This window comes from Streptomyces varsoviensis (genome assembly GCF_000718635.1).
GTDB classification, from domain to species: Bacteria; Actinomycetota; Actinomycetes; order Streptomycetales; family Streptomycetaceae; genus Streptomyces; species Streptomyces varsoviensis.
This window is the reverse complement of the sequence record NZ_JOBF01000001.1, coordinates 461,345-475,503: the sequence shown is the minus strand read 5'-3', so window position 1 is coordinate 475,503 and position 14,159 is coordinate 461,345. Positions and strand designations below refer to the sequence as shown.

Genomic DNA, 14,159 nt, shown 5'->3' with positions numbered 1-14,159 from the left:
GCTGACCGGCCGGTCGGAGGGCGGGTACGGGCGGGCGCCGAGTGACCGGGGCGGGGGTCACCAACACCTACCTCGGCCTGCCGGACCTCGCCCTCGTGTCGCTGCCCGAGATGGCGGCGCACGTCGCGGCCCCGAAGCGCTGCGGCCACTTCGTCGGCCAGGAGGTCGTTCCGGCCCAGGAGATGGCCCAGAAGGTGCGCGCCGCCGTCGACGCCCGCCGCAGCGCGGACACGCTCGTCATCGCCCGTACCGACGCCCGCGCCCGGCACGGTCTCGACGAAGCCCTCGAACGCGCCGCGCTGTACGCCGAGGCGGGGGCGGACGTGCTGTTCATCGAGGGGCTGCACTCCCGCGACGAACTGCTCGCGGCGGGCCGGGCGGTCCCGGGCGTGCCCAAGGTGGCCAACATGGTCGAGGGCGGCAAGACGCCGCTGCTCCCCGCGACGAGCTGACGGGCATGGGCTACTCCGTCCTGCTGTACGCCAACGCCGCGATGCAGGGCGCCACCCTCGGCACCCAGGCCGTGCTGTCCGGCCTGCGCGACGCCGGCTCCCTCGCCCCGGTCCTGGACCGGCTCGCACCCTGGGCGGAACGCCGGCGGCTGGTCCGCCGGGACGAGTACGAGGAACTGGAGCGGCGCTACAAGTCCTGACGGTCGCCCGTACGCGCCGCATGTAACAGCGCCCCGCACGGTCGTACTACGCAGCCGGGGCGTCGTCCAGTACGCGGAAATCGCGCTCGCCCTCGGGGGTCTCGTCCGCCACGGCGCACTCGGTCACCTCGGCGGCGCCCGGCCCCTCGGCGGCCCAGTCCACCAGGCGCTGGACATCGCCCGGCTCACCCTCGAAGACGGCTTCGACGTCGCCGTTGTGGAGGTTGCGGACCCATCCGTTCACGCCGGTCTCGCGGGCGAGTCGGCGGCAGGTGTCGCGGTAGTACACGCCCTGTACGAAGCCGCGGACGTGGACGTGTCGTCGGATCATCACGGGGACCCCTTCGAAGGAGAACGGTGGCGGAGCGGGGCCCGTAGGGCGCACCGGGTGCGGCAAAGGCGCCGGGCGGCCGTACGGGCCGGTCGTGTAGGAGGCGGCTGCTCAGTTCAGAGTCGGCTGCTCAGCCGGTCGATGGTCTGGGATACGGGTTCGATCCTGGCCTCTCGGTAGCCGGTTCCGGCCCACAGGTGGATCAGGCGCGTGTCGCCGGCGGCCGTGGCGGCCTTGCGGAGCGCGCTGGTGAGGTGGTGCAGGGCGGGGTAGCCGGCCGGGGCGCGGTCGGAGTACCGGTCGGTGAAGTGGTTGCGCAGGGCGCGGGCCGGCCGCCCCGTGAAGGCGCGGGTGAGGACGGTGGAGTCGAACGCCGGGTCCGCGAGCGCGGCCTTGTGCGGGGCGGAGGCCGCGCTCTCGTCGGTGCGCAGCAGCGCGGTGCCGACCATGACGGCGTCCGCCCCGGCCCGCAGGGCGTCGGTCACGTCGTTGGGGGTGGCGATCCCTCCGGTGGCGACGGTCGGCAGGCCGGTGGCGGCGCGTACCTCGGCGGTCAGGTCCGTCAGCGGGACGGAGGCGATGGGCCGGTCGGGGGTCAGGGTCGCCGAGTGGCCCCCGGCGGCCGGAGCCTGCACGATCAGCGCGTCGACCCCCGCTTCGGCGGCGAGCCGGGCCTCGTCGGCCGTGGTGACGCACTGCAGGACGGTGGTCCCGGCCCGGCGCAGGCTCGTGATGACGTCCCGGTCGGGGATGCCGAAGGTGAAGGACACCCAGGGGACGGGGTGGGCCTTCAGCAGTTCGATCTTCTCGGACCAGTGGTCGTCGTCGTCCAGCGGCGCGGTCTCGGGCAGCGTCAGCCCGTAACGGTCGGCCTCTTCCCGCAGTTCGCGCGCGTAACGGCCGTACTCCTCGGCGGAGATGGGCACCGGGTTGCGTACGAAGAGGTTGACGCCGAACGGGACGCCCTCGGCCTCGACGGCGTGAATCTGTCCGGCCAGCGCCTGCGCGGTCTTATAGCCCCCGGCGAGGAAGCCGAGACCGCCCGCGCGGGCGGTCGCCACGACCAGGGCCGGGGTACTCGGCCCGCCGGCCATCGGCGCGGCGAGGATCGGTCGGTCAACGCCGAGGCCGGTCAGCAGTGTGCTCATGAGCGCTCCTTGAGAGATGCGGTGCGGTCAGGTGGTAGGTGCTCGGCCCCCCGCCGGCGAGGCTACGCACGCCCGCCCGGCCCGGGCGGGCGGGGCGGAATGACGCGCCGCCGACCGACGAGGAGCTGTGGGGGGCGACCCACGGGCCCCTCGGCCGGCCGAAGGACGGGGGCGCGGCCACGCGCCGTTCGGAACGGCAGGGCGACGGCCGGGGACGCGAGAGCGCGCCACCCGGGGGTAGCAGGGGCGGGGGCGACGGACCACCAGCCGATCGGGGGCGGCCACGTGCGCGAAGTGGCATGGGGTCAGGCGGTTGGGGTTGATGGGGCGAGGTGGTGGGGGAAGCGGATGCGGACGGCGGCGGCCGCGGCTCCGGCTGCGGCCACCATGACGCTGCCGAGCAGCAGGGCCCGGTTGTAGCCGTGGCTCAGGAGTGGTGCGGCGAGCAGCGGGCCGAGGATCTGGCCCGCGCTGTAGCCGGCCGTCAGCAGGGCCACGGCACGCGGCACCTGGAGGTGGGCGCCAATGGACAGGGCGATGGTGCTGATGCCCATGAACGTGGCGCCGAAGAGCACCGCCGAGACGAGCGCGGGCGCCGGGCCGCCGACGAGCGCCGGCAGCGCGATGCCGACGGCCTGGATGATCAGCGCGGTCAGCAGCAGGGTGGGCCGGGACCAGCGGTGGGCCAGCCGGGTCCACAGGGCGCAGGAGGGCAGGGCGGCGAGGCCGACGACGATCCACGCCCCGCCGCCCAGCCGGCCCGGCACGCCTTCCTGGATGGCCGCGACGAGGAAGGTGCCGGCGATGATGTAGCCGATGCCCTCGAAGGTGTAGCTGGCGAGCAGGGCGATGAACCAGCGGTGGGTGCGCGGCCGGTCGGTCCGCTGGACCGTTTCGGAGTGTTCGGGCGCGTGCCGGTGCGGGGCCAGCGGCCAGGCGAGCGCGGCGAGCACCGCGGCGAGGGCGGCGCAGGTCAGCCAGGCCGCCTCCCAGGTCGAGGCCGCCTGCACGGCGACGACCAGCAGGCCGGACAGGGCGATGCCCGCGCCGACCCCGCCGAAGGCCCAGCCGACCAGGTGGTGGGCGTGCGCCCGTAGCCCGGTGAGCATGGCGCTGACGGCGATCACGAACGTCAGCGCGCTGGCCGCGCCCGCCACGAGCCGCAGGACGAACCACAGGACGCCGTCGTGTGTGGCGGGCATCAGCGCCAGCGTCCCGACCAGCACGAGCAGCGAGCCGCGCAGGGCCGCCGCGGACCGTACGACCGCGGGCGCGGCGATGCCGATGAGGGCGCCGAGGAGGTAGCCGATGAAGTTGGCCGTGGCCAGGTTCGCGCCCAGCGCCGACGAGAGTCCGGCCTGATCGCGCATCAGCGGCAGGATGGGCGTGTAGACGAACCGGCCGACCCCCATGCCCGCGGCGAGCGCCGCCGCTCCCTGGACGACGATCGGCCAGGGGGATGTCGTACGCGGCGGGGGCGGGGGTGAGGCGTGCACGGCTGTGGTCACCTTCCTGATGGCGTTCGGCGGGGGCGTTCGGCAGGGACGCCGGGGGTGGCGTCCCGTAGTGGCGTTCGGGTGCCGCCTTCGACGCTAGGCAGCCCGTACGCGGCTGAGAAATGCCCGTTAGGCTGGCTCTATGCATGACGCGCATGGACGCCGGTGAGGGCCGCTACGGGCATGGACATCGAACTGCGCCACCTGCGGGCCTTCTCCTCCGTCGCCCGCCACCGCTCCTTCTCCCGGGCCGCCGAGGAACTCCTCATCACGCAGCCGGCCCTCAGCCGGACGATCGCGCAGTTGGAGAACCGGCTGAGCGTCCTGCTCCTGGACCGGTCCTCCCGGCACGTCGAGCTGACCGAGACCGGCGCGCGGTTCCTGGACCACGCCGAACGGGTGCTGGCCGCCATGGACGACGCCCTGGCCGTGGTCCAGCACCGCGGCGCCCTGCGGCTCGGCTTCAGTTGGCTGCTGCCCGACCCCTGGGCGCAGCGCACGTTCAGCCGCTTCGAGGAGGACACCGGCGCCTCGGTGAGCCTGAGCCGCGCCGACGACCCGATCCAGGCGCTGCGCCAGCGCACCGTGGACATCGCCCTCGTACGCGGGGACGCGGAGGTGCCGGCGGGGATGCGGGCGGTGCGGCTGTACGACGAGCCGCGGGTCGCGGTCTGCTCACGCGACAGCGATCTGGCCCGCTTCACCCATCTGGCGTGGGCCGACGTCCCGCACTGGGCCCTGGTCATCAACACCGTCAGCGGCACCACGGGCCCCTCGTCGTGGCCGGACGGGCAGCGCCCGGCGAAGGTCATCGAGACGGCGAACTACGACGAGTGGCTGGAGACGGTGGCCGCGGGCCGGGGCATCGGCATCGTCCCGGAGGTCGCGGAGCGCCGCGCGCAGCATCCGGCCCTGCGCTTCGTCCCCCTCGTCGGCGCGCCACCGAGCCCGGTGCGCCTGGTCCATCTGCCCGACACGCAGCGGACGCTGGTCCGCCGCTTCCTCGACGCCGCCTTGCGGAGCGCGTCCGAGTGACCTCGGCCGCCCGGCCGTCTCCGGTGGAACGCGGCCGGGTGACATGGGCCGCCCGGCCGTCTCCGGTGGCACGCGTCCGGGTGACCTGGCCGCCCGATCGCCCCCGGTGGGACGCGGCCGGGTGACCTGGGCCACCTGGCCATCCCCGGCGGAGCAGGCCCGCGCGCCCTGCCGACTGCCCGCCTCCGGCAAGGCACGCCCGCGCGCCCCGGCCGCCCGGCCGCCCCTGGCGGAGCGCGTCTGAGCGACCGTGCCCGCCGGCCGCCCCCGGCAGCCTGTCCGCAGCCGCCAGCCGCCAGCCGCCAGCCGCCAGCCGCCGGTCACCAGCCGCCATGTCCGCCGCGCATGGATGCGTCGCGGCAGGCATTTCCCCCGGGCCCGGCCCCGTCTCTAGCGTCGGAGGCGCGACAGGCGGTCGGCGCGGCACCGGTATCGGTATCGGCATCGGTGTCGGTGTCGGCCTCCGTCGCCAGGCGGGCCCGCGCTCCGTGGAGCCGCCGGACGTGGAGGGCCGCCGGGCGTCGGACCGGGCTCGACCCGGCTCGACCGATTCCGACCGGTCGAGCCCGACTCGGACCGGCCCAGAGCGGTCTCGTACGAGGCCGGGGCCGATCTCGTACGAGGCCGGGGCCGCCCGCCACCGCACCATCCGCCCACCGCACCCGCGACCGACGCGACAAACGCGACGAAAGGGCCGCCCCATGACGGCAAACACGGCAAACACGGCACACACGGCGAGCACCGGGTTCACCGGCTGGATCACCCGCGAATCCCCGGATGGGCACAGCGCCACGCTCGAAGAACTCGACTCCGGCATCCTGGAGGACCGGGACACCACGCTGCGCGTGCACTATTCGAGCGTCAACTACAAGGACGCGCTGGCTCTTCAGGGCCGCCCCGGCGTGGTGCGCCGCCTCCCCCTGGTGCCCGGCATCGACGTCACCGGGGAGGTCGTCGGCAGCAGGCACCCGCTCTGGCGCGAGGGCGACATGGTCACGCTGAACGGCGCCGGCCTCGGCGAGGACCGGCACGGCGGGCTCGCGGAGCTCGCGACCGTCGACGGCGGGGACCTCGTGGCCGTGCCCGCGCCCTTCACCCCGGCGCAGGCGGCGGCCGTCGGCACCGCCGGGTTCACCGCCGCGCTCGGCCTCCTCGCCCTCGAACGGCAGGGGCTGGCCCCCGAGCACGGGCCGGTCCTGGTCACCGGGGCGGGCGGCGGCGTCGGCTCGATCGCCGTGGCGCTGCTGGCCCACGCCGGCTACGAGGTGATCGCCGCGACCGGCCGCCCGGAACTCCTGCACGACCGGCTCACCGCGCTCGGCGCCGCCCAGGTCGTCGACCGCGCGGAGCTGGCCCCCAAGGGCCGGCCGCTCGCCAAGCAGCGCTGGGCGGGCGTGGTCGACGCGGTCGGCGGCCCGGTCCTGGCGGGCGCGCTCGCCGGACTGCGGCACTCCGGTACGGCCACCACCTGCGGAAACGCCGCGAGCGCCGAATTCCCGGGAAACGTCCTGCCGTTCATCCTGCGCGGCGTCGCCCTGATCGGCATCGACTCCGTGCGCACCCCGCGCGGGCGCCGCGAGGCCGCCTGGCAGCTCCTCGCCCGCCACCTCGACCCGGCCCTGCTCGACGGCGTGACCCGGACCATCCCCCTGGCCGCCGTGCAGGACGCCGCCGCCGGCATGCTCGCCGGCCAGGGCACCGGCCGCATCGTCGTCGACGTCCGCGCCCGCTGAGGCGTCCGCGCCCGCTGAGGCGTCCGGGCCGGCTGAGGCGTCCGGCCGGCTGAGATGCCCGTACCCGCTGATACTTCCGCAGCCGCCGACACGCTCGTACCCGCTGAGACACCCACACCCGCCCGACACACCCGTACCCGCTGAGACACCCACACCCGCTGAGACACCCACGCCCCGCTGATACGTCCGCCCGCCCACCGAACCGGCCGCGCACCCACCGAACCAGCGGCCCGCCCACCGAACCGGCCGCGCACCCACCGAACCGGCGGCCCGCCCACCGAACCGGCGGCGCGCCCACCGAACCGGCCGCGCACCCACCGAACCGGCGGCCCGCCCACCGAACCGGCGGCGCGCCCACCGAACCGGCGGCCCGCCCACCGAACCGGCCGCGCGGAACCGACCGTTCAAGCACCACCCCCCTGCCGCCCCGGCCACGGAAGACCCCGCGTGACGGGCGGGGCAGGGGCCGTACAAAGGAGAACACCATGGCCACCACAGAGGAAGGGCCGCGCGCCTTCGACGAACTCATGGCACTGCGGGGCGGCGAGCCCCCGGCGCCCGGCGAGGTGACGACGACCGGGGACGACCCGCTGTTCGTCTCGCCGTTCCGCGTCGGCCGGACCCTCGCCGACGCCCTCGCGGCCCGCGCCGTCGCCGCCAACGACCTGTGGGAGCTGCGGACCGGCCGCCGGCAGCGGATCGGGGTCGACGTACGGGCAGCCGCGGCCACCGCGCTCGGCGGCGAGGACATGACGCTCGTCCGCGACGCGGCGGGCGCGTACCGGCCCATCCCCGTCTCGCCCGACGTCGAGCACATGGAGTCGATCACCCAGCCGTGGCGGACCGCCGACGACCGCTGGTTCGTACCGCACTTCAACCTCCCGCACCTCGAACAGCGGGTGCTGAACGTGCTGGGCTGCGAGCCCACGCCCGCCTCGGTGGAGGCCGCGGTCGCCCGATGGCAGGCGGAGGACCTGGACGAGGCGATCGCCGCGGCCGGCGCGTGCGGCGGCATCGTGCGCACCGCGCGGGAGTGGCTGGACCACCCGCAGGGCGCCTATCTCGCCGGGCGGCCGGTCGTGGAGATCACCAAGATCGGCGACAGCGACCCCGAGCCGCTGCCCGCCGCCGGCGACGCGCCGCTCGCCGGCCTCCGCGTCCTCGACCTCACCCGCATCCTCGCGGGGCCCACCGCCGCCCTGAGCATGGCCGAGCACGGGGCCGACGTGCTCATGGTCACCGCGCCGCACCTTCCGCAGGTGGAGCCGTTCGTCCGGGACACCAGCCACGGCAAGCGCAGCACCTACCTGGACTTCACCCGTCCCGACGAGGCCGCGCGGCTGCGGGAACTCGCCGCCGACGCGGACGTGTTCATCGAGGGGTACCGGCCGCACCGGCTGGAGGCGCACGGCTTCGGCCCCGCCGACCTCGCCGCCGTACGGCCGGGCATGGTGTACGTCAGCGTCAACTGCTTCGGCTCAGGCGGCCCGTTCGGCGGACGCGCCGGCTGGGACCAGGTGGCGCAGGCCGTGACGGGCGTCTGCGACGTCCAGGGGCGGGCGACGGGGGCGGGGCGGCCGCGGCTCACGCCGGTCTTCCTCTGCGACTTCCTCACGGGCTTCCTCGGCGGCTACGGCGCGATGCTCGCCCTCGCCCGCCGCGCCCGCGAGGGCGGTACGTACCGCGTCAGCGTCTCCCTGAGCCAGTCCGCGATGCTCCTCCAGCGACAGGGGCTGACCGACGGCTTCGAGGACGCGCCGGGCAGGCTGGAGGCCGCCGAGTTCGAGCGGTACGCGGTGGCCGACGACGGCACCGCCTACGGCGACCTGAAGAGCCTCGGGCCCGTCATCCGGATGTCGGAGACGGCGCCCCGCTGGGCGGGGACGACGCCGCGGCTGGGCAGCTCGCGCCCGGAGTGGCTGCCGCGCTGAGCCCGGCTGCCGTTGTGCCTGAGCCGCCCCGGTCGGGGCGGCTCAGGCGTATATCGAGGCCGCAGGCACGATCGGGACGGCTCGGGCGTGTGCCAGTGGCGGGCCTCAGGCGTATATCGGGGCCTTGGGCGTACACCGGGTGCGGGCCTCAGGCGTATATCCGCGCGTAGAGGCTCTCGATCTCCTCCGCCGTGGGGACCCTCGGGTTGTTGGCGGGGGAACCGGAGGCGAGGGCCTGCTCGGCCATGAGCGGCGTCAGCCGGGTCCACGCGTCCTTGTCGATGCCGTGGGCCGCGGGGGTGGGGACCTCCAGGTCCGTACAGAGGTCGCGGAGCGCCTGGACGAGCCGGTCCGCGGCGCGGGCGTCGTCGTCCTCGGCGGTCGCGGCGCCGAGCGCGCGGGCGCAGTCGGCGTACCGGGCGGGGGCGGCGGGGACGGAGAAGGCGGTCACGGCGGGGAAGAGCATGGCGTTCGAGAGGCCGTGGGCGACGTGGAAGTGCGCGCCGATGGGGCGGCTCATGCCGTGTACGAGCGCCACGCTGGAGTTGGAGAAGGCGATGCCGGCCTGGGTGGCGGCGAGCATCATCGCCTCGCGGGCCGGTCCGTCGCCGCCGTCGGCGTAGGCGCGGCGCAGGTGGCGGCCGATGGTGGTGATCGCGGTGAGGGCGAGGCTGTCGGCGAACGGGTTGGCCTTGCGGCTCACGTATGCCTCGACGGCGTGGGTGAGGGCGTCGACGCCGGTGTCGGCGGTGAGCCGGGGCGGCATCGACATGGTCAGTTCCACGTCGACGACGGCGGCGAGCGGCAGGAACGCCGGGCCGGAGCAGAGCATCTTCTCGTCCGACGCGCTGTCCGTGACGATGGTGAACTGGGTGGCCTCGGAGCCGCTGCCGGCGGTGGTGGGCACGGCGATCACGGGCAGCGCGGGGCCGAGGTTGACGCGGGGGGCCTTGTAGTCGCGCATGTGGCCGCCCTGCACGCCGAGCAGGGCGAGGGCCTTGGCGGTGTCCATCGGGCTGCCGCCGCCGAACCCGATGACCGAGTCCGCCGTGTGCTCGTGCAGCGCCTGGATGCCGGGGGCGAGGGAGTCGGTGGTCGGGTCGGGCACGGTGCCGGAGAAGATCCGCGGGTGCGCTCCCGCGCCCCGCAGCGTCTCGGCGAGCCGCTCGGCGGCGCCGGTGCCGGCGAGGAACGCGTCGGTCACCAGGAGCGGGCGGCTGAGCCCCAGTCCCGTGATGACCTCGCCCAACTCGTCGGCGGCGCCGCGGCCGACGCGCAGGATCCGGGGCAGGGACAGGGTGACGCTCATGGCGGACCTCTCAGGCGGAGGGGGTGATCTCGGCCGTTCGACTGTGCCGCGCCCGGCGATGTGCGCTCAAGCACCAAAAACGCAGACGCGATGTGCGGTTCTGCAGATACGGTCGGCTCATGCCCTCTCGTTCCCGCCCGGCCGACACGAGCCCGCCCCCGCCCCGGCGGGCCGGCCGTGGCACGGTCGATCCCCGCCGTATCCGCGCCGACGACCTGCGCTGTCTGCTCGCGGTCACGCGTACGGGCCGCCTGGTGGCCGCCGCCGACGCGCTGGGCGTGGACCACACCACGGTCTCCCGGCGCATCGCCGCGCTGGAGAAGAGTCTCGGGCTGCGGCTGATGGAGCGGGGCGCCGAGGGGTGGGTGCTCACCGACGCCGGGAAGGCCGTCTCGGAGAGCGCCCGCGCGATCGAGGACGCGCTCGCCCGCGTCGCCGAGGCGGCGTCCGGGCAGGACTCGCCCTCGCTGCACGGCACGGTGCGGGTCAGCGCCCCCGACGCGTTCGGCACCGTCGTCGCCACCCCGGCCCTGGCCCGTATCCGCCGCGACCATCCCGACCTCCAGGTCGAACTGATCACGGCGACCCGCCAGTTGGCCCTGCATCCGGCGGGTTTCGACCTCGCGCTGGCCATCGGCCGGCCGGCGGGCAACCGCCTGGTGACGGAGCACCTCACCGACTACGCGCTGGGGCTGTACGCGAGCGACGGGTACGTGGAGCGGTACGGCTGCCCCGCGTCGGCCGCCGAGCTGCGGGACCACCCGCTGATCTTCTACATCGAGTCGATGCTCCAGGTCGGCGACCTCGACATCGAGCGCCACCTGCCGGGCATCACCCCCGCGTTCTCCTCCACGAACGTCTTCGCCCAACTGGAGGCCACCCGCCTCGGCGCCGGCATCGGCGTGCTCCCCGCCTTCCTCACCCACCGCTCGGGGCTGCGCCGGCTCCTGCCCCACGAGGTCGACATCCGTCTGCCGATCACCCTGGCCGTCCGCCGCGAAGCCGTCTCCCACCCGGCCGTACGAGCCGTCCGCGCCGCCCTGCGCGCGGAGGCCGCCGACCGCGCGGCCGAACTGCTGCCGCGATAGACCGGCGGGCCCGAGCGGCCGCGGCACGTTCAGGGGTCGGCGCGGGGTCCGGTGGGGCGGCTGTTGTACCAGACGGCGGCGATGACCAGGGCGCAGCCGGCCGCCTGGGTGGGGGTGGGGCGTTCGCCGATGAGGGTGCCGAGGCCGAAGGCCATGACGGGTTGCAGGAGGAGGAGCGCGGCGCCGACGTTGGGGGGCAGTCTCGGGAGGGCGGAGGTGATGAGGAGCCAGGCGAGCACCTGGCCGACGAGGGCGAGGGTGATGAGCCAGCCCCAGGCGGGCCAGCCGGGGTCGAGGTCGATGCCGGTCCACAGGCCGCCCAGGACGGCGGCGGTCGCCGCGGCGGCGGCCGTGGAGAGGCCCACGGGCGCGATGGTGTGCCGCTGTCCGCCGCCCATGCGCATCAGCAGCAGGTATCCGGCGTAGGCGAGGCCGGCCGCGATGCCGTACAGGACGCCGGCGAGGGGGTCGCTTCCCGTGCGCGCCTGGCCGATCGCGCCGCCGGCGAGCGCGACGCCGAGCAGCATCAGCGGGGCGAGGAGCAGGAATCCGCGCGTCAGCGGGGTGCCCGTCAGCACGCGGGCGAGGAGGGGGAAGAAGACGACCTGGATGTTGAGCAGCACGGTGGAGACGGCGGCCCCGACGTGTACGACGCTCGCCGCCCAGAACACCATGTCGACGCCGAGGAGCACCCCGGCGCCGAGGTCCATGAGCTGGTGGCGGCGCGGCCGCGGCCCGAGCCGGCGCATCTCCCGCCAGGTGAGCGGCGCGAGGACCAGGAGCGCGAGCGCGCAGCGCAGGAACGCGGCGGTGCCCGCGTTCGTGCCGGACAGCTTCATGAACACGGCCGAGGCGGAGATGCAGGCCGAGCCCATGATGGCCATCAGCGCCGGGCTGCCCGTCGGGTTGCCGCGGCCCCCGGGGCCGCCAGGGTGTTCGCCGGGCGCCGTACGCGACGCGGGGGGCGTACCTATGGCGGCCGGGCTGCTCTTCTCCGTCATGCGATCACTGTGCCCGCCCCGACGAGGAAGGAAAAGCAACAGGTTCTAGCTCTGAGTCGGTAGCATTCGTGATGTGTTCAGTGTCGACCGACTCCGCGCCCTGGCCGCCGTCGCCGCCCACGGCTCGATCGCCCGCGCCGCGGCGGCCCTGCACATCACGCCCTCGGGGCTGTCCCAGCAACTGGCCAAGCTGGAGCGCGAGGCGGGCCACGCGCTCCTCGAACCGCAGGGCCGCAGCGTCCGGATCACCCATGCCGGCCGCGTGCTCGCCGCGCACGCCGACCGGGTCCTCGCCCAGCTCGCGGCGGCCGAGACCGATCTGCACGACCTGCACGACGAGGTGCTGGGCCCGCTGCGGATCGGCGGGGTGGGCAGCGCGGTGCGGACCCTGCTCCCCCAGGCCCTGGACTCGCTGACCGCCGCGCACCCGCGGCTGCGCCCCACGGTGCACGACGGGGAGGCCGTCGATCTCGTGCCGCGGCTGCTCGACGGCCGGCTCGACCTGCTGCTCATCGAGAGCTGGGCCAACCGGCCCATGTTCGTGCCGGCGGGCATCACGCTGCGGACACTCGTCGGCGAGGACGTGTGGGTGGCGCTGTCCACCCGGCACCCGCTGAGCGGCCGCGAGACGGTCGATGTCACCGAGCTGAGCGGCACGGCCTGGACGAGCTGCCCGCCCGGCACCGAGCCGCACGAGGCCCTGGTGCAGGCGCTCCGCGCCCGCGGCGTCGAACCCGACGTGCGCTACGTCCTCGCCGAGCACATCACCCAGCTCGCCCTGGTCGAGAAGAACCTCGCCGCCGCCCTCATCCCCGCCATGTCCCGCGGTCTGGCCCCGTCCGGCGTGTGCTTCGCCCGGCTGCGGCCCGCCCTGCGCCGGGAGATCAAGGCGGCCTGGTGCACGAACGCGGAGACCCCGCCCGTACGCGCGTGCGTCGCCGCCCTGGAGGGCGTCCCCCGCGAGTAGCCGGGGCCGCCGAGGAGACCGCCGCGGGCATCGGGGAGTACGCGCCGTCAGGGGCGGCTTTCGGGTGACGCGGGCCCGGCACGCCACTTCCCGACCCGCTCGCCGACGCGGCTCGGGTGCTTCTCGCGGCCGAAGACGATGTCGTAGGCGCGCCGGCGCTCGACCGGCTCGGGGAACGCGCCGTCGGGCAGGATCTGCCGGTTGTGCAGGGCGAGGGCGTCCACGGACGCCATCGGGTCGAGCCGTTCGTGCGGGCTGTATATCGTGGGCCGGACGCGCCCGCCGAGGGCCCGGACGCGGGCGACGGCCGCCTCCGCGTCGGCGACGGTGGTGCCCGGCAGGCCGACGATGACGCAGCAGTTCAGCTCGATGCCCGCGCGCTCGCACCAGGCGGCGAGCGCGCCGACGGCGTCCTCGCCCTTCCGCTTCGGCCACGGCAGGGCGGCGTGCCCGGACGCCGCCAGGGTCTCCACCCCGACGCTGATGCGTACGCACCCGCTGCGCCCCATGAGGGCGACCAGTTCCGCGTCGAGGTGGTGCACCGTGGTCGCGCACATCCAGGGGTAGCGGGCGCCGCGCCGCACCAGTTGGTCGCACAGCCGGGTCGTCCAGGCCCGGTTGAGGGTGAATGTCGGCGCGTAGAAGGAGACGTACTCGAACGGCAGGCCGGCGAAGGACTCCTCGATGTACCGCACCGTCTGTTCCACCGAGGCCCGCCGCTCCGGCTTGCCGAAGACGGCGGGGACCTCGCAGTACGCGCAGCCGATGGGGCAGCCGCGGGCGACCGGGACCACCAGTTCCCGGCGGCCGGGGATGCCGTGGAACTTGTTCTGGTCGTCCCGGTACAGCCAGTCGTAGGCGTGGTAGGGGATCTCCGTCACGTCGGGCATCACCCAGTCGTGGGCCAGCAGGACGCCGCCGGGCGCGGTGGGTTCGCGCCAGCCGCCGTCCGTGCGCAGCCAGAGGCCGGGCAGCGCGCCGGCCGTCAGCGGCCCTTCGCCCACGGCGCGCACGAACGCCGCCACCCCCGGCTCGTAGTCGCCCGACGCGACGATCGCGTCCAGGTCGAAGCGGGCGAACAGGCGCGGCAGCATCCCGCTGAGCCGCCCGAAGGTCACCACCCTTGCCTGCGGGGCGAGTTGGCGGGTGTAGGCGAGGAAGCGGGTCAGCCCGTCCACGCCGTCCAGATCGTTGGTGACCGCCACCACGTCGTAGCCGCCCTGGTGCAGGCGGTCGCCGATCTCCTTCCACGTCCGGGATTCCACGGAGGCGTCGATGGTGTCCACCTGGTCGACCTCGGGCTGCCGGCGCAGATAGTCGGCGACGCTGTAGATGAGGTGGTGATGGCCGGCGTTGAAATAGCTGAGGACCTGGGGCGGCCAGATCACGAGGACGCGCAGAGCGGGCATGGCCATCCATTCCTTGCTGTCTCGGTCGGTCGGCGGCGGTCCGGCGCGCCGGCGCCGAA

At 75.0% G+C, this 14,159-nt stretch carries 13 protein-coding genes; 7 read left to right on the top strand and 6 right to left on the bottom strand.

Features of this window, described 5'->3' with window-relative positions:
• Positions 1-41: 41 nt before the first annotated feature.
• Entirely contained in the window at positions 42-452 is a 411-nt protein-coding gene (locus tag IF55_RS02015) for an isocitrate lyase/PEP mutase family protein (protein ID WP_051776154.1), read from the top strand.
• Between the two features lie 5 nt (positions 453-457).
• Positions 458-652, top strand: coding sequence for a hypothetical protein (locus IF55_RS35875; RefSeq protein ID WP_051776153.1), 195 nt, complete (start codon positions 458-460; stop codon positions 650-652).
• 46 nt (positions 653-698) lie between these two features.
• On the opposite strand, the gene IF55_RS02010 is transcribed toward IF55_RS35875, so the two are convergent.
• The 3 genes from IF55_RS02010 to IF55_RS02000 all read right to left on the bottom strand — a co-directional run bounded on the left by IF55_RS02010 (position 699) and on the right by IF55_RS02000 (position 3,627).
• A complete protein-coding gene (locus tag IF55_RS02010) occupies positions 699-983 on the bottom strand; it encodes an acylphosphatase (RefSeq protein WP_030881823.1) in 285 nt (94 codons plus the stop codon).
• A gap of 116 nt (positions 984-1,099) precedes the next feature.
• Complete coding sequence (locus tag IF55_RS02005; protein WP_030881822.1) at positions 1,100-2,131, bottom strand: NAD(P)H-dependent flavin oxidoreductase; 1,032 nt, start codon at positions 2,129-2,131, stop codon at positions 1,100-1,102.
• Positions 2,132-2,436: 305 nt separating this feature from the next.
• Positions 2,437-3,627, bottom strand: a complete 1,191-nt coding sequence (locus IF55_RS02000) for a YbfB/YjiJ family MFS transporter (RefSeq protein ID WP_030881818.1) — start codon at positions 3,625-3,627, stop codon at positions 2,437-2,439.
• A gap of 183 nt (positions 3,628-3,810) precedes the next feature.
• On the opposite strand from IF55_RS02000, the gene IF55_RS01995 reads away from it, so the two are divergent.
• The 3 genes from IF55_RS01995 to IF55_RS01985 all read left to right on the top strand — a co-directional run bounded on the left by IF55_RS01995 (position 3,811) and on the right by IF55_RS01985 (position 8,326).
• Positions 3,811-4,662: a LysR family transcriptional regulator gene (locus IF55_RS01995; protein WP_030881814.1), complete on the top strand. Its 852-nt coding sequence runs from the start codon at positions 3,811-3,813 to the stop codon at positions 4,660-4,662.
• 701 nt (positions 4,663-5,363) lie between these two features.
• Positions 5,364-6,395, top strand: coding sequence for an MDR family oxidoreductase (locus IF55_RS01990; protein ID WP_048831414.1), 1,032 nt, complete (start codon positions 5,364-5,366; stop codon positions 6,393-6,395).
• 485 nt (positions 6,396-6,880) lie between these two features.
• Complete coding sequence (locus IF55_RS01985) at positions 6,881-8,326, top strand: CoA transferase (protein WP_030881808.1); 1,446 nt, start codon at positions 6,881-6,883, stop codon at positions 8,324-8,326.
• A gap of 148 nt (positions 8,327-8,474) precedes the next feature.
• Here IF55_RS01985 and IF55_RS01980 read toward each other — a convergent pair whose 3' ends face one another.
• Positions 8,475-9,635: an iron-containing alcohol dehydrogenase gene (locus tag IF55_RS01980; RefSeq protein WP_030881805.1), complete on the bottom strand. Its 1,161-nt coding sequence runs from the start codon at positions 9,633-9,635 to the stop codon at positions 8,475-8,477.
• A gap of 119 nt (positions 9,636-9,754) precedes the next feature.
• On the opposite strand from IF55_RS01980, the gene IF55_RS01975 reads away from it, so the two are divergent.
• Complete coding sequence (locus IF55_RS01975; protein WP_078643401.1) at positions 9,755-10,723, top strand: LysR family transcriptional regulator; 969 nt, start codon at positions 9,755-9,757, stop codon at positions 10,721-10,723.
• A gap of 29 nt (positions 10,724-10,752) precedes the next feature.
• Here IF55_RS01975 and IF55_RS01970 read toward each other — a convergent pair whose 3' ends face one another.
• The gene (locus IF55_RS01970; RefSeq protein ID WP_048831413.1) at positions 10,753-11,724 is read right to left on the bottom strand and encodes a DMT family transporter; all 972 of its coding nucleotides are present in this window, start codon (positions 11,722-11,724) and stop codon (positions 10,753-10,755) included.
• 73 nt (positions 11,725-11,797) lie between these two features.
• On the opposite strand from IF55_RS01970, the gene IF55_RS01965 reads away from it, so the two are divergent.
• Positions 11,798-12,691 carry a LysR family transcriptional regulator gene (locus IF55_RS01965; protein ID WP_030881797.1) on the top strand — a complete coding sequence of 298 codons (894 nt, stop codon included), beginning with the start codon at positions 11,798-11,800 and terminating at the stop codon, positions 12,689-12,691.
• 47 nt (positions 12,692-12,738) lie between these two features.
• Here the strand turns inward: IF55_RS01965 and IF55_RS01960 are convergent, their stop codons facing one another.
• Positions 12,739-14,100 carry a B12-binding domain-containing radical SAM protein gene (locus IF55_RS01960; protein WP_030881795.1) on the bottom strand — a complete coding sequence of 454 codons (1,362 nt, stop codon included), beginning with the start codon at positions 14,098-14,100 and terminating at the stop codon, positions 12,739-12,741.
• Positions 14,101-14,159 lie beyond the last annotated feature (59 nt).